The following is a 21,134-nucleotide window of genomic DNA, read 5'->3' on the forward strand; positions in this document are numbered from 1 at the left end:
CAGTTAATTCGGATTGCTGATGAGTGTATAGGTTTCAGCTCGCCTGTCGCTCCAGCACCCAGGTGTCCTTGGTGCCGCCGCCCTGCGACGAATTGACGACCAGCGAACCTTCGCGCAACGCCACCCGGCGCACGCCCGCCACCGACTTGCGGCGCGGGTGGCCGGCCTTGCCCGCCCTGAGGCCCGCCACGCGGCCCGGGCGGCGGCCCCGACGGATGGCCGCCATATCCCGGCGGCGGCACGTGCGACCAGCGCTCGCGGTCGCCATACCACGAGCGGTCGCGGTAGAAACTGCCCCAATAGGCGCCGATGGAAAACGTCACGATAGGCAAGCCGATCGCCGCCCCATACCCTTCCAGCGGCACATAGCCGCCTTGATACGGGTAGGTGAGATAGCCCGCGTAGACCCAGCCGCGCATGCCCGGCATGGCCACGTCGCACCATGAATAATCGCTGACGCAGCCCATCACCGTGACAGGCACATTCGGCCCGAGTTCGGTCACGACGGGGTAGTCGCCGGATGGCCCGGCGTAGAGATCGACAGGTTCGCTGGTATAGGCCTGACTTTGCGCGTAAGCCTCAGCGGAGCCGAGCGAAAGCCCAGCGGCAAGGAAAACGGCAGTAACGGCCGCAAGCGGCGCGCCGAAACGGCGCGGCGGCGGCGTGGAACGGTGACTCATACTCTCCCCTTTTGTTTGTCTGCATTCGTGCATGGGAGTGAGCATATTCCGTTCCGCATGCGCGGAACACCAGGCCAAACGGCGTAGGCCGGATGGCGCGCACCGCGCAATTCGTATTACTCGTTTTCCTCGAAGTAATGGCCAAACTTGACCTGCTTCGTGCGGATGTAGTGCTCGTTTTCCTCGCGCATCGGAATCGCCAGCGCGACGCGTTCGACCACCGGAATACCGTGCTTCGACAGCGTGTCGAACTTCTTCGGATTGTTGCTCATCAGGCGCACCGAATTGACCTTGAGCAGGCGCAGGATCGCGGCCGCCGAATCATATTCGCGGGCGTCGTCGGGCAGGCCGAGATCGCGGTTCGCCTCGACGGTATCGCGGCCCTGCTGCTGCAGCTGGTACGCGCGGATCTTGTTCGACAGGCCGATGCCGCGCCCTTCGTGGCCACGCAGATAAAGCAGCACGCCACGGCCTTCGGCCGCGATATAGCGCAGTGCGAGATCGAGCTGTTCGCCGCAGTCGCAGCGGTAGGAACCGAACACATCGCCGGTCAGACATTCGGAATGCAGGCGCGCCAGCACGGGCTCGCCGCTCCCCACGTCGCCCATCACGAGCGCGCAGTGTTCGGCGCCGCCATCCTTGACCCGATAGACGTAGGACTCGAAGGTGCCGTAACGGGTCGGCAGCGTGGCGCTCGCGTCAAGTACGACGCATTCGTTGGCGTTGTCGCCGTCAGCGCAGGACGGCTCTTGAAGCGTAGGCATGATCTGGAACAAATGACTGGCAGAAACCGGCGCAGGGCCGGATTGAAGTTCGGAACCGGAGTGTACCGCCATTTGACCCGGCTCGCCCCGCGCACCTCGGGCAGCCCTACGCCGCCAGGGGGATCGGGCCCCGCACAGCGCCGCGCAACGGCCAACCCCGCGCATACCCCGACGCCGCCCGCGCGGCCGTCAGCCTATACTGCATAGGCCTCGATGGCTTTCTTCCCGGCTATGACCGAACGGATCGAACGAAAAGAAGGACGAACTGGAGTCGCCCCATGACGAGCGTTGCACAGGTACTTAAATCCAAGCCGGAACAAGCGGTCTACACCATCGGCGTCAACGATTCGGTCTTCGACGCGATCCGCCTGATGGCCGAAAAGCACATCGGCGCGCTGGTCGTCGTCGATGGCGAGGCGATCGTCGGCATCGTGACCGAACGCGATTACGCGCGCAAGATCGTGCTGATGGACCGCTCGTCGAAAACGACCGCCGTGCGCGACATCATGACCCCGCACGTGCGCTTCGTGCAGCTCGAGCAAACCACCTACGACTGTATGGCGCTGATGACCGAACGGCGCATGCGCCACCTGCCGGTCATGGAAGACGGCAAGCTCATCGGCATGGTGTCGATCGGCGACCTGGTGAAGGAAATCATCGCCGAGCAGCAGTTCACCATTTCGCAACTCGAGCATTACATCACCGGCGGTCCTGGCACCTGAGCGCGCATCCGCTGCGCTTTTCGCGCTCCAACGCACACATTTCAGCGAAAAAAGCCCAATCCGGGGGCGGGTTGGGCGAAGCCACCTTACGGCGGCGGAGGTTCCACGCATGAAAAATCACGCGAAAGTGTGAGTTGGAATGCGACCGTTACGGTCATACGCGGCCTGCGCAAAGCAGGCCGCTTGTTTTGTCACGCCGGTATGTCGGATCGAAGTCAGTTACGGCTCAGTTCCCGCTCAATTGCCAAAATACGTGCGCTGCTGCGGCGCAAGCGTGGCGGGCTGGCTACCCGATTGCGACGATCCCATCGATGCACCGCCGTAGCCGGTATCGGCCGTCGGCTGGGTCTGCGCGACGCCTTCCTGCTGCGAAACGCGCGCTTCGGCAGCCTGGATGTCATGCGGATAATTGGAGTCGTTAGCGGTGGCCGGGTTGTAGCCGGCCTGCTCGATCTGGATCAACTCGGCGCGCACTTCGGCGCGGGTCTTCGGAGCATTGTTCTGGTCCACCGACTGCGCGAACGACAAAGCCGGTGCGGCCACGAACGCCGCGACGATCGCGGCCTGAATAAGGGTACGGGTCTTCATGGTATTTACCTCCATCGCTTGTTGTGCCGGGCCTCGTTGGAGCAGCGCTCCATCGGGCCAGTGCTTAACAGTCTATGAAGCGAAGCGACCAGGGGAAATACTTATTTCTCCAAAATACAGTTCCGTAGAAAGCAACAATCCGCCGGATGCAAAAATCGGCGTAAAAATCGGATCGCATCGTATTTTCAGGTCGACGCCAGCAGCTTGCGCGGTCCGCTGACGTAAGGACTGCCGATCTCGTAGAAACGCAGCGGTCTATCCTGTTCACGCGATAAACCGATGCGCGTGGTCACGCCCACTGCCCGCGCCGGCACGTCAAGGCGTCCTATCCACAATCCCTCGCCGCTGCATAAATCGACGCCATCGAAACTCGCGCCGATCCCGAACGCCTGCGTCATCCGTCCCGGCCCGCGCGTGAGATCGCGCTGCGGCACGCCCGGCCTGCGCGCCGCCATCAGCTCCAGACCTTCGAGCGGTTCGACGGCGCGAAACAGCACGCCCGCGCCCACGTCCTGCGCTTCGCTCGCCATGTTGAGCATCCAGGACAGGCCGTAAGTCAGCCGCACATAAGCGTGCCCGCGCGCGAGGAAAAGCGACGCGTTCCACCCACGCCGCCCGATGAAGGCATGGCCCGTGGAGTCGCCGGGCGGATAGCCTTCGACTTCGACAATCCGCCCCGCCACGCGCCCCTCCGGCAGGTCGTGAACCAGCATCTTGCCGACCATGTAGCGCGCGAGCGCAGCGGTCTCAATCGGCAAATCCTTGCGCCGCAAAGGCACGATCGGCAATGGCGACGGCACATCCAAAGACGCGGCGGACAGCGCAACGCCGGCCGCCGCGCGCTTCACTGCGTCGCTCCTTGTGCCTGCGCCGTCTGCGCTTCGGGTTGCGTCGCGCTACGCAGTTTCGCGACATCGCCCGCGCTCACCGCGCCCGCGCGATTGTTCCAGCCCGCGCGGATAAAGCTCAGCACATCGGCGATCTGCTGGTCGTTCAACTGGTCGCGATACGAGGGCATCGGATACGGCGCCGGAATGCCCCGGATCACAAGGTCGTCGGTGCCGTTGAGCGTGACGTTGATGAGCGACGCGGCCTCCTTTTCCAGCACGTTCGGATTACCCGCCAGCGGCGCGAACATCGGCGCGAATCCGCGTCCGTCGGCGCCGTGGCAGTGCATGCAGTACGCCGTGTAGACGCGCGCGCCCGCATCGTTCGCGGGCCGCGAGAGCGACACTCTGGTCGCCTGCGGATCGTAGGCATAGGCCGGTGCGCCACTGCCGCCCGCCGCCGGCAGCGACTTCAGATAACCGGCGATCGCGCTGACATCGGCGTCATTGAGCGCCTGGGTGCTGTTGTTGATCACGCTCGTCATCGCGCCGAACGCCGACGCGTGCTGGTTCGCGCCCGTCTTGAGGAATTGCGCGAGATCGGCCTGGGTCCAGCGGCCAAGCCCGGTGTTGTGCTCGCCCGTGAGATTCGAGGCGAACCAGCCGTCGAGCAGCGCGCCGCTCAGGAATTCGCTGCCGCTATCGTCGAGCGCCTGTTCGTTGAAGCCGATGCCGCGCGGCGTATGGCACGAGCCGCAGTGACCGAGCCCTTGCACCAGATACGCGCCGCGATTCCAGGCGGCGTCTTTGTCCGGTTTGTCCTGATAAGCGCCCTTCTTGAGGAACACGATGTTCCAGAGCTTGAGCGGCCAGCGCATGTTCATCGGCCATTTGATGTCGCTGTCGCGATTGGCCGCCTTGACCGGTTGCACGCCATGCATGAAGTAGGCGTAGAGCGCGGCCACGTCGTCGTCGCGTACTTTGGCGTAGGACGGATAAGGCATCGCCGGATAGAGGTTGTGGCCGTCCTTCGCCACGCCTTCGCGCAAGGCGCGCGCGAAATCGTCCTGCGTATAGCCGCCGATGCCCGTGTCCGGGTCGGGCGTGATGTTGGTCGTGTAGATGCGCCCGAGCGGCGTGTTCATCGGCAGGCCGCCGGCGAACGGTTTGCCGTGGGGCGCCGTGTGGCAGGCCGCGCAATCGCCCGCCTGGGCGAGATAGGCGCCGCGCTGGATGGTGGCGGCATCGGCGCTGGAATCGGCTGCGCAGGCATAGGCGGGCGCGAGCGCCACGGTGATCGCGGTCGCCGAAACGGCCAGGCAGTGAGCAGCAAATCCTCGCGCGCGGGAGGATGCGTTGAATGGCTTCATCGTCGTCCTCCTCAGGCGGTTTGGGCGTTCATGAGCTGACGGCCCACGGGCAGATGCCGCAGCCGCTGCCCGGTGGCCGCGTAGATCGCGTTGGTCACCGCGGGCGCAAGCGCCGCCGTGCCCGGCTCGCCGATTCCGCCCGGCGCTTCGGCGCTCGGCACGATATGCACTTCGATCACCGGCGATTCGTCGATGCGCAGGATGCGGTAATCGGTGAAATTGCGCTGCGTGACGCGCCCGCGCTCGATCGTGATCTCGCTAAACAGCGCCGCCGAAATCCCGAACACGATGCCGCCCTGCACCTGCGCTTCGATGGTCGTCGGGTTCACCACCATGCCGCAATCGACAGCCGCCACCACGCGGTTCACGCGCACTTCGCCGTTGCTCACGGTCACGTCGGCGACCATCGCGAAAAAGCTGCCGAACGCGTGCATCACGGAAACACCGCGCCCTTGTCCCTTCGGCATCGGCGGTCCCCAGTTGGCCGCGCGCGTGGCCACGTCGAGCACGCCCAGCGCGCGCGGCGACTTGCCCAGCAGATTGCGCCGGTACTGCACGGGGTCGGTCTTCGCGGCCGCCGCGCATTCGTCGATAAAGCTCTCCACCACGAAGGTGCCGCGCGTCGGCCCGACGCCGCGCCAGAAGGCCGTGGGCACCGTATGCGGTTCCTGGCGCACGTATTCGATCAGTTGATTGGGCAGGTCGTAGGGCAGATCGGCGGCCACTTCGACGGCGTCCGGGTCAATGCCGTTCTTGAACGCGGGCGGCGCAAAACGCGCCATGATCGACGAGCCGACGATGCGATGCTGCCACGCCACCGGCTTGCCGTTGGCGTCGAGTCCGGCCGAAATGCGGTCGTAGTAGAACGGCCGGTACATGTCGTGCTGGATATCTTCCTCGCGCGTCCAGAACACCTTCACGGGCGTGCTCAGCTGCTTGCCGACCTTGAGCGCCTGGGTGATCGCATCGACTTCGAGCCGCCGCCCGAAACCGCCGCCGAGCAGATGGTTATGCAGCACGATCTGCTCGGGCTTGAGGCCCGTCACGGCCACGCCCGCGTCCACGGCGCGCGTGGGCACCTGGGTGCCAACCCAGATTTCGCAGGCGTCGGCGCGCACGTGCACGGTGCAGTTGATCGGCTCCATGGTCGCGTGCGCGAGAAACGGCTGCTGATAGACCGCATCGACACGCGTTTTGGCGCCGCCAAAGGCCTGCTGCACGTCGCCGTCCTTGCGCGCGACGGCGCCGGGCTGCTGCTGCGCGGCATTGGCCAGATCGCCGACGATCTGCTTCATCGACAGATTCGCCGCCGTGCCCTCGTTCCATTCGATCACGAGCGCCGCCGCGCCGCGCTTCGCGGCCCAGGTATGCGCGCCGATCACGGCCACGCCGTTATCGATCTTGACGATCTGCGTGACGCCGGGAATCTGCTTCGCGTGCGTGTCGTCCACGCGCACGAGCGTGCCGCCGAACACCGGACAATTGACGATGGCCGCGTAGACCATATTGGGCAGGCGCACGTCGAGCCCGAACAGTGCCGAACCATCGACTTTTTCCGGCGAATCGAGCCGCTTCGTGGGCTTGCCGACGATGGTGAAATCCTTGGGATTTTTGAGCGCGACGTTCTGCGGCGCGGGCAGCTTCGCCGCCGCATCCACAAGCTGGCCGTAAGACGCGCGCTGCCCGCTCGCGTCGTGCAGCACTTCGCCATTTTTCGCGTGGCAGGCGGCGGGATCGACCTGCCATTGCTGCGCAGCCGCCGCGATCAGCACCGTGCGCGCTGTCGCGCCCGCGCGGCGCATCGGCTCCCAGGCGTAACGGATCGAGGTCGAGCCACCCGTCAGTTGGCCGCCCAGCAGCGGATCGGTGAACAGCTTCGCGTCGGGCGGCGCGTGGTCGATCGTCACGCTGTCGAGCGGCACTTCGAGTTCCTCGGCGATCAGCATCGGAATCGACGTGTAGACGCCCTGTCCCATCTCCACCTTCGGGATGATCAGCGTGACCTTGCCGCCGCGGTCGATCTGCACGAAGGCGTTCGGCTCGAAAACGCCGTCCTGCTGCGTCTCGTTGCCGTCGCCGCCGACCACCGATTTACGCGCGGCGCTATCGCCCTGCGCGCCCGCGCCGACACTGAAGCCGAGCAGCAGCCCGCCGCCGGCCGCCGCGCCGAGCTTGAGGAAGCTGCGCCGGGAAATCGTCGCGATAGCGGATGCACGCGCAGCGCCGTTCTGCGCATCGAGGAGACCTTGTGACATCGCTCAGGCCTCCTTCGCGGCTTGCTTGATGGCCGCGCGGATGCGGCTATAGGTGCCGCAGCGGCAGATATTGCCGGCCATGGCGGCGTCGATATCGGCATCGGTGGGGTTCGGGTTGGCGGCGATCAGCGCCGCCGCCGACATCACCTGCCCCGACTGGCAGTAACCGCACTGCACCACGTCGATCTCGCGCCACGCCTTCTGCACTTTCTGCCCGGCGGGGGTCGCGCCCACGGCCTCGATCGTCGTGATCTTGCGGCCTTCGAGCGCCGCGACCGGCAGCACGCAGGAGCGCGTGGGCTCGCCGTCCAGATGCACCGTGCAGGCGCCGCATTGCGCAATGCCGCAACCGAACTTGGTGCCGGTCAGCCCGACGATGTCGCGCAGCACCCAGAGCAGCGGCATGTCGGGTGGCGCGTCGATCGTGTGGGTCTCGCCGTTGATGTTTAGCGTGGACATGAGGCGGCTCTCCGGTGTGGGGACTGTCGATGATTGTTGACTGCGTTCGATCAATCGAAGGCCATGCATGCGCGTTGTTGCGACTTCGCGCGCAAATCGTGGAGATTTGCGCGTACGGCGCGCGACTGCGGCCTTGCGAGGACTGGCCGAGTGTAGCGCCGACTTTATTCGCGCGCTGTTAAGTGCACTGTCCCGTGCACGGCCGCGCCATAACGACGTGCGCGGCGGCGTTGCGCTACCATCGTCCGATCGGCTGGACCGGTTCGACGGACCTGCCCGCTATTGCTGGTCTTGAGCGGGTCTAGAGCGGGCCCTGAACTGGCCTTGAAGCCGCGTGATCTCGCACGCATATACGCAACTTCACGTACCAGGCCGCGTCAACACGCAGCACAACCAGGAGCCGCCACGATGGACGAAGCCCGCGCGATTCAATTTCTTTCCGAAGTCCGCAAGCCGCTGCTCAATCTGCACAAGGCGATGCTCGATCACGAACGCGCCGAATACGAGCGCGAATTCGGCCCGACCACGCCCGCCGCATTCCTGCAGGTGCTGATCAACGGCACGGGATTTCGCTGGCTGATGCCGCTCTCGACGGTCATCGCCAATGTGGACGAAACGCTCGATGCGAAGGACGCCAAACCGGAAGACCGCGTCGGCGCGGCCGAGGGCGTGGCGGCCTTGTTCGCCGGTCAGGAATCGGCGGAATTTTTCGAGCGCTATCAGGCGCTGCTGCAGAAAAGTCCCACCGTGCTGCAACTGCACGGCGTCGTCGCGCAGTTGCTGAACGGGATCAAGAACTGAAGCGGGATTGAACGCCGAAGGCCGCGCTATTGATCGATTTCGCGCGCGGCTTTCTTCAGCGGGTTTTTCGCCGCGCTTTTTGCCGCGTTTTTCACCGGATTCAAGCGCCGCCACAACGTCGTCTTGCTGATGCCGAGCATCGCGCACGCGCGGTCGCGATCGCCGCCGCAAGCGTCGAGCACCGCGCGGATTTCATCGGCTTCCACGTTCAGACTGCGCTCACGCAACGTGAGCGTTTGCGCCACGCGTTCCGTGGCCCGCGGCGCGATGGCCCGCGGCGCCTCGAACACCTCCGGCGCAATCGCGCGCAAGACATCGGGCGTGAGCACATCGCCTTCGGAATCCGCGAGTTCCACCACCATGCGCTCCACCACGTTCTGCAATTCGCGTACGTTGCCCGGCCACGTGTGACGCGCCAGCGCGCCGCCAATCGCGCCCAGCGCGCGCGCCGCATCGTCCTGCGTGCGAAAGCGTAAAGCCACGCGCGTTTCGCGCCGCGCCGATTGCAGCAGCAATTCCGCCGCCAGCGGCACGATATCGTCGAGCCGTTCGCGCAGCGGCGGAATCGCCAGATTCAAAATATTCAGCCGATAAAACAGGTCGGCGCGAAACGCCCCGCTCTCGATCTGTTCGGTGAGCGCGCGGTGCGTCGCGGCCACCACGCGCACATCGACGCGCGTGGGTTCCGTCGCGCCCAGCCGCACCACTTCGCGCTCCTGCAGCACGCGCAGCAAACGGCTTTGCAGCGGCAAAGGCATTTCGCCGATTTCATCGAGAAACAGCGTGCCGCGATGCGCCGCCTCGATCAGCCCGACCTTGCCGCCGCGCCGCGCGCCCGTGAACGCGCCTTCCTCGTAGCCGAACAGTTCGCTCTCCAGCAGCGCCTCTGGAAACGCGCCGCAATTGATCGCGACGAACGGAAAATCGCGCCGCGGACTTTCGCGATGAATGCCCTGCGCGACCATCTCCTTGCCGGTGCCGCTTTCGCCGCGAATCAGCACGGTCGCATCGGATTTCGCGTAGCGCTGCGCAAGCTGGCGCACGCGCGCGATGCCCGGCGTCGCGCCGCTCAGATCGCCGATCCGATAACGCGCCACGAACTGCTGCGTGCGCTGGCGCGAGCGCAAGGTGCGGTCGAGCCGCTCGACCGCGCGCGATTCCTGAAACGTGAGCACGGCGCCCGTCGTGACGCCGTTATCGACCAGCGGGCCGCGATGCACGACATAGCTCACGCCGCGCAAGGTTTCGAGCGATTCGCCATCGGCGTCGGGCAGTGTGAAGGCGATGTCGGGCGCGAGCGTGGCGAGCGACTGGCCCGCCGCCGTCGCGGGATCGATGCCGAGCACGCCTGCGAGGCGCTGATTAATCGCCTCCACGCGCCCGCGCGCATCGAGCGCCACCACGCCGTCGCGCAGATGCTGCAGCACGCTGTCCAGCCGCTGACGCCGCTGCGTTTCGCGCCACGTCGCCTGCACGACTTCGAGCGCATTGTCGAAGGCCGCGCGCACCGAAGAGCGCGAATAGACAAAGAACGGCACCAGACCGAAACGCGCCGCCAGATCGTTCACATGGCCCGGCCCCACCACGGCGCCCACGCCGCGATCGCGCAGATCGAGCACGCAGGCTTCCGCGTCCTGCACGGTGCGATAGGAGGCGAACACCACGTCGATGCCGTAGGCGCTCGCGAAGCGGCGCACTTCCATCGGCGTCTCGCCATAGGTCACGAGCGCGACCAGATCGGCTTCGCGGCGCGCGCGGGCGAGCGCCTGCATCACGTCGAAGCCGGTGGGCTGCACGAGCACCACGGGCACGTCGATGCGCGACTTCAGATACGTGCCGTTCGAGCCGGCCGCCACCACCACGTCCGGGCGCTGATTCGGCCCGGCTGCGGCGATTTCGGCGATCGCTTCCTCGAAGCCGCGCGGCACCACGCGCAGATCGGCGAGTTCGTCGTATTCGCCCGCGATGTCGCGAAACAGATCGCGCAGACGGCTGATGCCCATCGCCCAGACGCGCGGGCGGAACGGTTCGGAGGCGGTGGGAAAACGGTTGATCGGATTCATGGACGGCTCGGGCGGCGCGCACGGCAGCAGGATTTCACGTGGATTTCATTATCGCGCTTCGATTTCAAATTTGAAATCCAGATTTCACAGGAGAAATCGGGGCGAGAACCCCATCGGCGGCGTTCGGGCGCAAAATCAACGTCTTAGAGAACGCAGTGGCCACCGCCTTCGCGCTGGCACGGTATCTGCAGTAAGAGCGTCGATTCCTTCGGAGACTTCACGCATGAACAGCAAAACCCCCGCAAGCGCCGGCGCGAAATTCCGCGCGGCCGTGGCTGCCGAACAACCGCTGCAGGTCGTGGGCGCGATCACCGCCTACGCCGCCAAACTGGCCGAGCAGACCGGCTTCAAGGCCGTTTATCTGTCCGGCGGCGGCGTGGCCGCCAACTCGCTGGGCGTACCCGATCTGGGCATCAGCACGATGGACGATGTGCTGATCGACGCGCGCCGCATCACCGACGCCGTGGACATTCCGCTGATGGTCGATATCGACACCGGCTGGGGCGGCGCCTTCAACATCGCGCGCACGGTCAAGTCCTTCATCAAGGCGGGCGTCGCGGCCGTGCACATGGAAGACCAGGTGGGCCAGAAGCGCTGCGGCCATCGCCCGAACAAGGAAGTCGTGCCGACCGACGAAATGGTGGACCGCGTGAAGGCCGCCGTGGACGCGCGCACCGACGACGGCTTCGTCATCATGGCCCGCACCGATGCGGCCGCCGTGGAAGGCATCGACGCCGCCATCGAGCGCGCCGTCGCCTACGTGGAAGCGGGCGCGGACATGATCTTCCCCGAAGCCATGAAAACGCTCGACGACTACCGCCGTTTTCGCGCCGCCGTGAAGGTGCCGATTCTCGCGAACCTGACCGAATTCGGCTCGACGCCGTTCTTCACGACCGAAGAACTCAAGAGCGCGAATGTGGACATCGCCCTTTACTGCTGCGGCGCCTATCGCGCCATGAACGCGGCCGCGCTGAACTTCTACGAGACGGTCAAGCGCGACGGCACGCAGAAAGCCGCCGTATCGACGATGCAGTCGCGTGAAGATCTGTACCGATACCTCGGCTATCACGAATACGAAGACAAGCTCGACGCGCTGTTCGCATCGAAGAAGTAACGCCGCATAGCGCGCCCCACTATTTGCCTATCAGATCGAGAGAGGAAGACACCATGAGCGAAACGGACAACACCACGCAAAGCGCCGGCGGTTTCAAGCCGAAGAAGTCGGTTGCGCTGTCGGGCGTGGCGGCGGGCAACACGGCGCTGTGCACCGTGGGCCGCACCGGCAACGACCTGCACTATCGCGGCTACGACATTCTGGATCTGGCCACGGCCTGCGAATTCGAGGAAGTCGCGTATCTGCTGGTGCACGGCAAGCTGCCGAACACCGCCGAACTGGCCGCCTACAAGACGAAGCTCAAGGCGCTGCGCGGCCTGCCCGCGAACGTGAAGGCGGCGCTCGAATGGGTGCCGGCTTCGGCGCATCCGATGGACGTGATGCGCACGGGCGTGTCGGTGCTCGGCACCGTGCTGCCGGAAAAGGACGATCACAACCTGCCGGGCGCGCGCGATATCGCCGATCGCCTGATGGCTTCGCTCGGCTCGATGCTGCTGTACTGGTATCACTACTCGCACAACGGCAAGCGCATCGAAGTGGAAACCGACGACGACTCGATCGGCGGCCATTTCCTGCATCTGCTGCATGGCGTGGAGCCGTCGAAGTCGTGGGTCGATGCGATGCACGTTTCGCTGAACCTGTACGCCGAACACGAGTTCAACGCCTCGACCTTTACCGGCCGCGTGATCGCGGGCACGGGCGCGGATATCTACTCGGCCATCACTGGCGCGATCGGCGCGCTGCGCGGCCCGAAGCACGGCGGCGCGAACGAAGTGGCGTTCGAAATCCAGTCGCGTTACGAAGACCCGGATCAGGCGGAAGCCGACATCCGCGCGCGCGTCGAGAAGAAGGAAGTCGTGATTGGCTTCGGCCATCCGGTCTATACGATCTCGGACCCGCGCAACAAGGTCATCAAGGAAGTCGCGAAGAAGCTCTCGAAGGAACAGTCGAACCTGAAGCTGTTCGATATCGCCGAGCGTCTCGAATCGACGATGTGGGACGTCAAGAAGATGTTCCCGAACCTCGACTGGTTCAGCGCGGTTTCGTATCACATGATGGGCGTGCCGACCGCGATGTTCACGCCGCTGTTCGTGATTGCGCGTACGGCAGGCTGGAGCGCGCACATCATCGAACAGCGCGTCGACAACAAGATCATCCGCCCGAGCGCCAATTACACCGGGCCGGAAAACCTGAAGTTCGTGCCGATCGGCAAGCGCTGATACGCGCGTTTCGTGCTCGCCAGTCGTCCGGATGGCATAGGCCGTCTGGACGACTGCAAGACGGCGGCGCGCTCGCATAGAGTGGAGTCATCGCCCAGGCCTCGTGCCGCCGCAACCCTATTCAAACTATTGGTCCCCCAGCCGTGAATACCGCCCATCGCAAAGCCCTGCCCGGCACCCGGCTCGATTACTTCGACGCGCGCGAAGCCGTCGAGGCCATCCAGCCCGGCGCCTGGGACACGTTGCCCTACACCTCGCGCGTGCTCGCCGAAAACCTCGTGCGCCGCTGCGAGCCCGCTACCCTGGCCGCTTCGCTCGAACAGCTCATCGAGCGCAAGCGCGACCTCGATTTCCCGTGGTATCCCGCGCGCGTGGTCTGCCACGACATCCTCGGACAAACCGCGCTGGTCGACCTCGCGGGCCTGCGCGACGCCATCGCCGATCAAGGCGGCGATCCTGCCAAGGTCAATCCGGTCGTGCCGGTTCAGTTGATCGTCGATCACTCGCTCGCGGTGGAATGCGGCGGCTTCGATCCGCAGGCGTTCGAGAAGAACCGTGCGATCGAAGATCGCCGTAACGAAGACCGCTTCGACTTCATCAACTGGACGAAGAAAGCGTTCAAGAACGTCGACGTGATCCCGCCGGGCAACGGCATCATGCACCAGATCAATCTGGAGAAGATGTCGCCGGTGATCGGCGTGAGCAACGGCGTCGCCTACCCCGACACCTGCGTGGGCACCGACAGCCACACGCCGCACGTGGATGCGCTGGGCGTGATCGCCATCGGCGTGGGCGGGCTGGAAGCGGAAAACGTCATGCTGGGCCGCGCTTCGTGGATGCGCCTGCCGGATATCGTCGGCGTGGAGCTCACGGGCAAGCGCCAGCCGGGCATCACGGCCACGGACATCGTGCTCGCGCTCACCGAATTCCTGCGCAAGGAAAAGGTGGTGGGCGCGTATCTGGAGTTTCGCGGCGCAGGCGCGTCGAGCCTCACGCTGGGTGACCGCGCGACAATCTCGAACATGGCGCCCGAATATGGCGCCACGGCGGCGATGTTCTTCATCGACAACCAGACGCTCGACTATCTGCGCCTGACGGGCCGCGAGGAAGAGCAGGTGAAGCTGGTGGAAACCTACGCGAAGACCGTTGGCCTGTGGGCCGATGCGCTCGCGAACGCGCAATACGAGCGCACGCTCACGTTCGATCTGTCGAGCGTCGTGCGCAATATGGCGGGCCCGTCGAACCCGCACAAGCGCCTGCCGGTTTCTGCGCTGGCCGAGCGCGGCATCGCGGGCAAGTGGGAAGACACGCCGGGACAGATGCCGGATGGCGCGGTCATCATCGCCGCGATTACGAGTTGCACGAACACCAGCAACCCGCGCAACGTGATCGCGGCGGCGCTGCTGGCGCGCAACGCGAACGCGCGCGGCCTCACGCGCAAGCCGTGGGTGAAGAGCTCGCTGGCGCCGGGATCGAAGGCGGTCGAACTGTATCTGGAAGAAGCGAAGCTGCTGCCGGATCTGGAGAAGCTGGGCTTTGGCATCGTCGCATTTGCGTGTACGACGTGTAACGGCATGTCGGGCGCGCTCGATCCGAAGATCCAGCAGGAGATTGTCGATCGCGACCTGTACGCGACTGCGGTGCTCTCGGGCAACCGCAACTTCGACGGGCGGATTCATCCGTACGCGAAGCAGGCGTTTCTGGCCTCGCCGCCGCTGGTGGTGGCGTATGCGATTGCGGGCACGATCCGCTTCGACATCGAGAAAGACTCGCTTGGCAAGGATCAGAACGGCCAGCCGGTTTATCTGAAAGACCTCTGGCCGAGCGACGAGGAAATCGACGCAATCGTGGCGCAAAGCGTGAAGCCCGAGCAGTTCCGCAAGGTGTACGAACCGATGTTCGCGGTGACGGCCGCCAGCGGCGAAACCACGGACCCGCTGTACGACTGGCGCGCGCAAAGCACCTACATCCGCCGGCCGCCGTACTGGGAAGGCGCGTTGGCGGGCGAACGCACGTTGCGCGGATTGCGACCGTTGGCGGTGCTGGGCGACAACATCACGACCGACCATCTTTCGCCGTCGAATGCGATCCTGCTGGACAGCGCGGCGGGCGAATACCTCGCGAAAATGGGTCTGCCGGAAGAGGACTTCAACTCGTACGCAACGCACCGCGGCGACCACCTGACGGCGCAGCGCGCGACCTTCGCAAACCCGACGCTGATCAACGAGATGGCCGTCGTGGACGGCGTGCAAAAGAAGGGCTCGCTCGCTCGCGTGGAGCCGGAAGGCAAGGTAGTGCGCATGTGGGAAGCGATCGAAACGTACATGGACCGCAAGCAGCCGCTGATTATTGTTGCGGGTGCGGACTACGGCCAGGGATCGTCGCGTGACTGGGCGGCGAAGGGCGTGCGACTGGCGGGTGTGGAAGCGATCGTGGCGGAGGGCTTCGAGCGCATTCACCGCACGAACCTGATCGGCATGGGCGTATTGCCGCTGGAATTCAAGGCGGGCACGAACCGCACGACGCTGGGCATCGACGGCACGGAGACGTTCAACGTGATTGGCGAGCGCAAACCCCGAGCGGACCTGACGCTGGTAATCGAGCGCAAAAACGGCGAACGCGTTGAAGTGCCGGTAACGTGCAGACTGGACACGGCGGAAGAAGTATCGATCTACGAAGCAGGCGGCGTACTGCAGCGCTTCGCACAAGACTTCCTCGAATCGTCACAGTCAGCATAACCACCACGAGAAAGCCCCTCTCCCAGGGGAGAGGGGTTGGGGAGAGGGGGGAGCGTGATCCAATGAACCAACTAGCGCAAGCACGCCACCTCCGCAAAAACATGACCGAAGCCGAGCGCCTGCTCTGGCGTCACCTCCGCGCTCACCGCCTCTGCGGCGAGAAGTTTCGCCGACAGCATCCCATCGGCCCTTACATCGTCGATTTCATGCATTGCGGCGCGCGCGTAGTCATCGAAGCAGACGGCGGACACCACAACGGCCGCGCGAGCGAAGCAGCACGCGACGCCTGGTTCCAACACCGCGGCCACACCGTCTTGCGCTTCTGGAACAACGAGATATTGCAGAACGTCGATGGGGTGCTTGAGGTGATTTCGGCTACGGTTAGCCAGACCACTCGCCCCCTCTCCCCCAACCCCTCTCCCTCTGGGAGCGGGGAGGCAAAACACTTGGGATTTTCATGAGCCATCAAGCACAGATCAAGATTGCCGCCACCTATATGCGCGGCGGCACCAGCAAAGGCGTGTTCTTCCGCCTCCAGGATCTGCCCGAAGCGGCACAGCAACCCGGCACCGCGCGCGACCAGCTCCTCATGCGCGTGATCGGCAGCCCCGACCCGTACGGCAAGCAGATCGACGGCATGGGCGGCGCAACTTCGAGCACCAGCAAGACCGTGATCGTCGCGAAAAGCACCCGCCCCGATCATGACGTCGACTATCTGTTCGGCCAGGTCGCCATCGACAAAGCTTTCGTCGACTGGAGCGGCAACTGCGGCAACCTCTCGGCGGCCGTCGGTCCGTTCGCGATCAGCAGCGGCCTGATCGACTCCGGTCGCGTGCCCGATAACGGCGTCGCAACCGTGCGCATCTGGCAAGCGAACATCGGCAAGACCATCGTCGCGCACGTGCCCATCACGAACGGCCAGGTACAGGAAACCGGCGACTTCGAACTCGACGGCGTGACCTTCCCCGCCGCCGAAGTGCAACTCGAATTCCTCGACCCCGCCGCCGATGAAGACGGCGCAGGCGGCGCGATGTTCCCCACCGGCAATCTCGTCGACGACCTGGAAGTGCCCGGCTTCGGCACCCTCAAGGCGACCATGATCAACGCCGGCATCCCGACGATCTTCGTGAACGCCGATGCCATCGGCTACACCGGCACGGAATTGCAGGACGCCATCAACGGCGATGCAAAGGCGCTGGAGAAGTTCGAGACGCTGCGCGCGCACGGCGCGCTGCGCATGGGGCTGATCAAGAATCTGGATGAGATCGCCACGCGCCAGCACACGCCGAAGATCGCCTTCGTCGCGAAGCCCGCGGCCTATACGTCATCCAGCGGCAAGCGCGTGGATTCCGACGATGTCGATCTGCTGGTGCGCGCGATGTCGATGGGCAAACTGCATCACGCGATGATGGGCACGGCGGCCGTGGCCATCGGCACAGCCGCCGCCATTCCCGGCACGCTGGTGAATCTGGCGGCAGGCGGCGGCGAACGCAACGCCGTGCGCTTCGGCCATCCGTCGGGCACGCTGCGCGTGGGCGCAGAAGCGCGTCAGGAAAACGGCGAGTGGACCGTGACCAAGGCCATCATGAGCCGCAGTGCACGCGTGCTGATGGAAGGCTGGGTGCGGGTGCCGGGAGATGCGTTTTAAGAAGCCAGGCTCAGAAGCCAGAGGTGCCGGCTGAATAGAAAATGCCCTGACACATCGCTGTGTCAGGGCATTTTCGGAAATCGGACGCTCAGCTCTGCGGCGTCGGCAGATACGGCATCGGATCGACCGGTTTGCCGTCGCGGCGCACTTCGAACAGCACGGCCACGCGGTCGTTGTTCTCGTTGCCCATTTCGGCGATCTGCTGGCCGCGATGCACGGTGTCGCCGGTCTTCACCAGCAGGCGACGGTTGTGCGAATAGGCCGTCAGAAAATCCTTGTTGTGCTGGACGATGATCAGGCTGCCGTATTCGTTCAGCCCCGTCCCCGCATACATCACCTTGCCGTCGGCGGCGGCCAGCACAGGATCGCCGGCCTTGCCCGCGATCTCGATACCGCGCGTCGTGCCGGGCTCGAACGGTTCCACCACGCGACCTTGTGCCGGCCACATCAGCGCCACGCTATCCGCATGACGTGCGACTTCGGCGGCCACTGCGCGGCTTTGCGCCGCGTTCGCCGTCGCTGCGCCGCCAGCCTGCGCGGGCGCGGCCTGCTGCACGATGATGGTCTGCGTCGAAACGAGTTTGAGCGACTGGCCGGCGCGCAACCGGCCGTTCGGCTTCATGCGGTTCCAGGCGCACAGATCCTTGACCGAAACGTTATGCGCCGAGGCAATACGCTGCAGCGAATCGCCGCGGCGCACGCGCACCCAGGTGGTTTTGGTGACGGTACGTTTGACCGGCGCACTGGCCGCCTGCGCGGCGGCCGCTGCAGCATCGCCGGCCGGGCTCGTGGCCGCCGAAGGATCGGCTTGCGGCTGCGGTGCCTGGGGGTCGCTAACGTTAGCGCAAGCGCCCAGCATCAATGAAAGGCCAAAGCCTGCGAGGCCAGCCCACCAACGTGTCAGACCGGAAGCGGCGTGCGCCGAACGATCCTCGTTCATATTCGAAACTCCTTGTTACCAGCGGCGGCACACTCGCTGCGGTCGGCAAATCGCGGTCTGCTGCGTTCAAACGCGCTCCCGCCCTGCTTTTTCAATCCGCTACGCATGCGCACCACTGCTTTCGATTTCATGCAAATTACGGGCTTTATCGACCAGAATCGCCGCACTTCGCGCAATATCAACGCACGATAGCGGCATTCTCATCTCAAAAGCGCTGCGGCATTGTAATGCGCATTTCATGAGCAGCAGGCGGGCGACAACACTTGGATACAACTCTTGCGCGCCCGAATCTTTACGGCTGCATGCGTGCCTGCCCAGCCCTGAAATCGCACCAGATCCTGCCCTCTTATCTCTTCTGCATATCGGCAGGCTGAGCGAGAACTTGAACGCCTTATCCGAACGGGCAGCGCTCGATCAACGCCCGATCAGTGCACGATCGACAGATAGCCGCCATACGGCCCGGCGGACTGAAAGCCCTTTGAAATTAAGGTAGTATTGCGAACATTCCCGGTAGAATCCGCCCCACGGGAACCTCATCGAGTCAATCGGGTCATTTCCTGGGCAACCTGCAGGCTTCGTCCTACGCGGGCTACATTCCGTCTTCACCGACTTTTTCACGCTGCCTGGCGCAGCCGCCGCCGTCGAGCCTTCGCTCCGGCAGCGGGCCCTCGCAGCAGTTTTTTGCATGCGCCAACCCGGCCGTGCGCGCCAGACGGCGTGCCAGCCGGGCAGCGCCAAACCCATGTCACAGTCATCCAATCGTCTTCTCGAGCTCGACTTCTTTCGCGGGCTCGTTCTGCTGATCATCGTTGTCGACCACATCGGCGGCAGCATTCTGTCGCGCGTTACGCTGCACGCCTACGCGCTGTGCGACGCCGCCGAAGTATTCGTGTTCCTCGGCGGCTTCGCCACGGCCACGGCCTGGGCCGCGCTCTGCGCGCGCCGCACCGAAGCCGCCGCGCGCCAGCGCTTCATCAAGCGCGCGTTCGAGATCTATCGAGCCTTCGTCATCACCGCGCTGCTCATGCTGCTGGTCACGGCGATCCTCGTCGCCTGCAACGTGGATGCGCCGAATCTCGCCACCACCGATCTCGACGACCTCACGCTCGCGCCCGCATCCGCGCTGCGCGACATCGTGCTGCTGCGCCGCCAGCCGTATCTGGCCGGCGTGCTGCCGATGTACGCGTGTTTCGCGCTGGCCGCGCCGCTTGCCTTGCCGCTCGCGCGCTCGCGTCCGTGGCTGCTGGCCGCGTTCAGCCTCGCGCTGTGGGGCGTGGCGCCGCATCTCGCGCCGTATCTCCCGCACGTCGACGACGTCAACTGGGACTTCAATCCCTTCGCCTGGCAACTGCTGTTCGTGGGCGGCGTGATCGCGCAGGCGCAGCCGGTGTTCCAGAGCGTCACGGCACGGCCGAAGTTCGGTGCGATCGTGACGATGATCGCGCTCGCCGTGGTCGCCGCGGCCGCGATCTATCGCCTGCATCTGGGCAACACGGCACTCGACGCCGACTTCAAGCGCAATCTCGCGTGGTTCCGCGCGCTCAACTTCTTCGGCATCGCATGGCTCACCGCGCACGCGATCCGGCTGGGCTGGGCGAAGAAACTGGCGGTTGCGCTGCCGTGGATCGGCCTCGTCGGCCGCAAGGGCATGCTCTCGTTCGTGGCGGGCGCCGTGATCTCGCTGACCGTCGATTCGGTGCTCTACTGGTACACGGACGGCTATCTCGACATCCCCGCCGGTCTGGCCGCCGACGCCATCGCGCTGACCGCGCTGTTTGTCGTCGCGCGCGCGTCCGATCCGCTCAAGCGTCTGCTGCCGTCGCGCGCCAAGGCATCGGCCTGAACACCGCCGCGCCGCACGGCGGCGCTGGCAACGGCGATCGAGGCCACACGGCAGTGGCCCCGGCAGTAATCCCCGCAGTGGCCCCACTTCCTGGCGTCACGCGTCGCTGCTAGGATGACGGCCCACGCCACCGGCGCGCCAGGCTGGCGCGCCTCCAGAATCCCGCTTCCGAACTGGCTTACCTGCCATGCGCAGACTTCCACGCACCGCGCCGCTCGCCGCCCTGCCGAGTGTCCTGCTGAACGCCTCGCTGAACGTCCTGCGCCCCGCTTTTGCAGCCTTGGCCGCCCTGGTAGCTCTAGCGAGCGCTGCGCACCCCGCCGCTGCCAGCACGATCGCCTCGCGCACCTTCCACGCCAACGCGCTCGAGCGCGACTGGCCCTACGTGATCTATCTGCCCACCGGCTATCGCGCCGACGGCCCGCGCTATCCCGTGCTCTACCTCCTGCACGGCAACAACGGCGAGCCGATGGACTGGGTCACGCAAGGCGCGCTGCAGAACGCCGCGGACACGCTGATCGCCCACCACGAGATTCCGCCCGTCGTGATCGTGATGCCGCAAGGCGGCACCGACTGGTACGTCGATCGCAAGGAAAAGATGGAGACGGCGTTTTTCTCGGACCTGATGCCCGAGATCGAGTCGCACTTCGCCGTCGACGATACGCGCGACGGCCGCGCGATCGGCGGCGTGTCGATGGGCGGCTTCGGCGCGCTGCGCTACACGCTGGAGCATCCCGATATGTTCTGCGGGACGATGCTGCTCTCGCCCGCGATCTACTCGGGCGATCCGCCGCCGGCTTCGTCGGCGCGCCGCGTGGGCGTGTTCGGCGAGCATCAGTTCGACTCGCACATCTGGCGCACGCTCAACTATCCGGCGCAGTGGAGCGGCTATTTCGGCCGTCCGTGGCGCGTGCCCTTCTTCATCGCCTCGGGCGACGACGATCTCGTGATCCAGGCCGAATCGTCGCTGCTCTACACGCGTCTGCGCGAGGCGGGCAATCCGGCGGCGCTGCGTATCGTCGATGGCGGGCATGTCTGGCCGGTCTGGCGCGAACTGCTGCCCGCCGCGCTCAAGTACACGCTCGCCTGCGTGCGCTGAACG

At 65.2% G+C, this 21,134-nt stretch carries 17 protein-coding genes and 1 pseudogene; 9 read left to right on the plus strand and 9 right to left on the minus strand.

Annotation, left to right across the window (positions count from 1 at the left end; all coding sequences use genetic code 11):
- Window positions 1-449: 449 nt before the first annotated feature.
- Both G3N59_RS37200 and ribA read right to left on the minus strand, forming a co-directional pair.
- Window positions 450-725, minus strand: a pseudogene (locus tag G3N59_RS37200) (hypothetical protein); the annotation flags it as partial.
- Between the two features lie 71 nt (window positions 726-796).
- Complete coding sequence (ribA, locus tag G3N59_RS33250) at window positions 797-1,444, minus strand: GTP cyclohydrolase II (RefSeq protein WP_205987079.1); 648 nt, start codon at window positions 1,442-1,444, stop codon at window positions 797-799.
- Window positions 1,445-1,722: 278 nt separating this feature from the next.
- Here ribA and G3N59_RS33255 point away from each other — a divergent pair, with 278 nt between their 5' ends.
- On the plus strand, window positions 1,723-2,166 hold the full coding sequence (locus tag G3N59_RS33255; RefSeq protein ID WP_205987080.1) for a CBS domain-containing protein: 444 nt from the start codon (window positions 1,723-1,725) through the stop codon (window positions 2,164-2,166).
- Window positions 2,167-2,403: 237 nt separating this feature from the next.
- Here G3N59_RS33255 and G3N59_RS33260 read toward each other — a convergent pair whose 3' ends face one another.
- From G3N59_RS33260 to G3N59_RS33280, 5 genes are all read right to left on the minus strand, one after another.
- Window positions 2,404-2,754 carry a DUF4148 domain-containing protein gene (locus G3N59_RS33260; RefSeq protein WP_205987081.1) on the minus strand — a complete coding sequence of 117 codons (351 nt, stop codon included), beginning with the start codon at window positions 2,752-2,754 and terminating at the stop codon, window positions 2,404-2,406.
- A 185-nt stretch (window positions 2,755-2,939) separates the two neighbouring features.
- A complete protein-coding gene (locus G3N59_RS33265) occupies window positions 2,940-3,602 on the minus strand; it encodes a DNA-3-methyladenine glycosylase (protein WP_346777976.1) in 663 nt (220 codons plus the stop codon).
- Window positions 3,599-4,951 carry a cytochrome c gene (locus tag G3N59_RS33270; RefSeq protein ID WP_205987082.1) on the minus strand — a complete coding sequence of 451 codons (1,353 nt, stop codon included), beginning with the start codon at window positions 4,949-4,951 and terminating at the stop codon, window positions 3,599-3,601. The genes G3N59_RS33265 and G3N59_RS33270 overlap by 4 nt, the downstream gene beginning before the upstream one ends.
- A gap of 11 nt (window positions 4,952-4,962) precedes the next feature.
- Window positions 4,963-7,206: a xanthine dehydrogenase family protein molybdopterin-binding subunit gene (locus G3N59_RS33275; protein WP_205987083.1), complete on the minus strand. Its 2,244-nt coding sequence runs from the start codon at window positions 7,204-7,206 to the stop codon at window positions 4,963-4,965.
- Between the two features lie 3 nt (window positions 7,207-7,209).
- Window positions 7,210-7,665, minus strand: a complete 456-nt coding sequence (locus tag G3N59_RS33280) for a (2Fe-2S)-binding protein (RefSeq protein ID WP_205987084.1) — start codon at window positions 7,663-7,665, stop codon at window positions 7,210-7,212.
- Between the two features lie 408 nt (window positions 7,666-8,073).
- Between G3N59_RS33280 and G3N59_RS33285 the strand changes: the two genes are divergently transcribed.
- Window positions 8,074-8,466, plus strand: coding sequence for a hypothetical protein (locus tag G3N59_RS33285; RefSeq protein ID WP_205987085.1), 393 nt, complete (start codon window positions 8,074-8,076; stop codon window positions 8,464-8,466).
- Window positions 8,467-8,492: 26 nt separating this feature from the next.
- On the opposite strand, the gene prpR is transcribed toward G3N59_RS33285, so the two are convergent.
- Window positions 8,493-10,529: a propionate catabolism operon regulatory protein PrpR gene (gene prpR / locus G3N59_RS33290; protein ID WP_205987086.1), complete on the minus strand. Its 2,037-nt coding sequence runs from the start codon at window positions 10,527-10,529 to the stop codon at window positions 8,493-8,495.
- A 223-nt stretch (window positions 10,530-10,752) separates the two neighbouring features.
- Here prpR and prpB point away from each other — a divergent pair, with 223 nt between their 5' ends.
- The 5 genes from prpB (at window position 10,753) to prpF (ending at window position 17,249) form a co-directional block, all read left to right on the plus strand.
- Window positions 10,753-11,643, plus strand: coding sequence for a methylisocitrate lyase (gene prpB / locus G3N59_RS33295; protein WP_205987087.1), 891 nt, complete (start codon window positions 10,753-10,755; stop codon window positions 11,641-11,643).
- 53 nt (window positions 11,644-11,696) lie between these two features.
- The gene (gene prpC, locus G3N59_RS33300) at window positions 11,697-12,863 is read left to right on the plus strand and encodes a 2-methylcitrate synthase (protein WP_205987088.1); all 1,167 of its coding nucleotides are present in this window, start codon (window positions 11,697-11,699) and stop codon (window positions 12,861-12,863) included.
- 143 nt (window positions 12,864-13,006) lie between these two features.
- Complete coding sequence (gene acnD, locus G3N59_RS33305) at window positions 13,007-15,601, plus strand: Fe/S-dependent 2-methylisocitrate dehydratase AcnD (protein ID WP_205987089.1); 2,595 nt, start codon at window positions 13,007-13,009, stop codon at window positions 15,599-15,601.
- A gap of 62 nt (window positions 15,602-15,663) precedes the next feature.
- Window positions 15,664-16,062, plus strand: coding sequence for an endonuclease domain-containing protein (locus G3N59_RS33310; RefSeq protein ID WP_205987090.1), 399 nt, complete (start codon window positions 15,664-15,666; stop codon window positions 16,060-16,062).
- Window positions 16,059-17,249 carry a 2-methylaconitate cis-trans isomerase PrpF gene (prpF, locus tag G3N59_RS33315; protein WP_205987091.1) on the plus strand — a complete coding sequence of 397 codons (1,191 nt, stop codon included), beginning with the start codon at window positions 16,059-16,061 and terminating at the stop codon, window positions 17,247-17,249. The genes G3N59_RS33310 and prpF overlap by 4 nt, the downstream gene beginning before the upstream one ends.
- Window positions 17,250-17,337: 88 nt before the next feature.
- Here prpF and G3N59_RS33320 read toward each other — a convergent pair whose 3' ends face one another.
- Window positions 17,338-18,189, minus strand: coding sequence for a peptidoglycan DD-metalloendopeptidase family protein (locus G3N59_RS33320; RefSeq protein ID WP_205987092.1), 852 nt, complete (start codon window positions 18,187-18,189; stop codon window positions 17,338-17,340).
- Window positions 18,190-18,931: 742 nt separating this feature from the next.
- Between G3N59_RS33320 and G3N59_RS33325 the strand changes: the two genes are divergently transcribed.
- Both G3N59_RS33325 and G3N59_RS33330 read left to right on the plus strand, forming a co-directional pair.
- Window positions 18,932-20,032 carry an OpgC domain-containing protein gene (locus G3N59_RS33325; RefSeq protein ID WP_205987093.1) on the plus strand — a complete coding sequence of 367 codons (1,101 nt, stop codon included), beginning with the start codon at window positions 18,932-18,934 and terminating at the stop codon, window positions 20,030-20,032.
- A gap of 187 nt (window positions 20,033-20,219) precedes the next feature.
- Window positions 20,220-21,131: an alpha/beta hydrolase-fold protein gene (locus tag G3N59_RS33330; RefSeq protein ID WP_205987094.1), complete on the plus strand. Its 912-nt coding sequence runs from the start codon at window positions 20,220-20,222 to the stop codon at window positions 21,129-21,131.
- Window positions 21,132-21,134 lie beyond the last annotated feature (3 nt).

The sequence above is a fragment of the Paraburkholderia sp. Ac-20340 genome (genome assembly GCF_017104965.1).
In the GTDB taxonomy this organism is placed as follows: Bacteria; Pseudomonadota; Gammaproteobacteria; order Burkholderiales; family Burkholderiaceae; genus Paraburkholderia.

Coding starts and splice junctions, on each gene's coding strand:
- ribA (WP_205987079.1), bottom strand. CDS start 1,444: ATGCCTACGCTTCAAGAGCCGTCCTGCGCTGACGGCGACAACGCCAAC.
- G3N59_RS33255 (WP_205987080.1), top strand. CDS start 1,723: ATGACGAGCGTTGCACAGGTACTTAAATCCAAGCCGGAACAAGCGGTC.
- G3N59_RS33260 (WP_205987081.1), bottom strand. CDS start 2,754: ATGAAGACCCGTACCCTTATTCAGGCCGCGATCGTCGCGGCGTTCGTG.
- G3N59_RS33270 (WP_205987082.1), bottom strand. CDS start 4,951: ATGAAGCCATTCAACGCATCCTCCCGCGCGCGAGGATTTGCTGCTCAC.
- G3N59_RS33275 (WP_205987083.1), bottom strand. CDS start 7,206: ATGTCACAAGGTCTCCTCGATGCGCAGAACGGCGCTGCGCGTGCATCC.
- G3N59_RS33280 (WP_205987084.1), bottom strand. CDS start 7,665: ATGTCCACGCTAAACATCAACGGCGAGACCCACACGATCGACGCGCCA.
- G3N59_RS33285 (WP_205987085.1), top strand. CDS start 8,074: ATGGACGAAGCCCGCGCGATTCAATTTCTTTCCGAAGTCCGCAAGCCG.
- prpR (WP_205987086.1), bottom strand. CDS start 10,529: ATGAATCCGATCAACCGTTTTCCCACCGCCTCCGAACCGTTCCGCCCG.
- prpB (WP_205987087.1), top strand. CDS start 10,753: ATGAACAGCAAAACCCCCGCAAGCGCCGGCGCGAAATTCCGCGCGGCC.
- prpC (WP_205987088.1), top strand. CDS start 11,697: ATGAGCGAAACGGACAACACCACGCAAAGCGCCGGCGGTTTCAAGCCG.
- G3N59_RS33310 (WP_205987090.1), top strand. CDS start 15,664: ATGAACCAACTAGCGCAAGCACGCCACCTCCGCAAAAACATGACCGAA.
- prpF (WP_205987091.1), top strand. CDS start 16,059: ATGAGCCATCAAGCACAGATCAAGATTGCCGCCACCTATATGCGCGGC.
- G3N59_RS33320 (WP_205987092.1), bottom strand. CDS start 18,189: ATGAACGAGGATCGTTCGGCGCACGCCGCTTCCGGTCTGACACGTTGG.
- G3N59_RS33325 (WP_205987093.1), top strand. CDS start 18,932: ATGTCACAGTCATCCAATCGTCTTCTCGAGCTCGACTTCTTTCGCGGG.
- G3N59_RS33330 (WP_205987094.1), top strand. CDS start 20,220: ATGCGCAGACTTCCACGCACCGCGCCGCTCGCCGCCCTGCCGAGTGTC.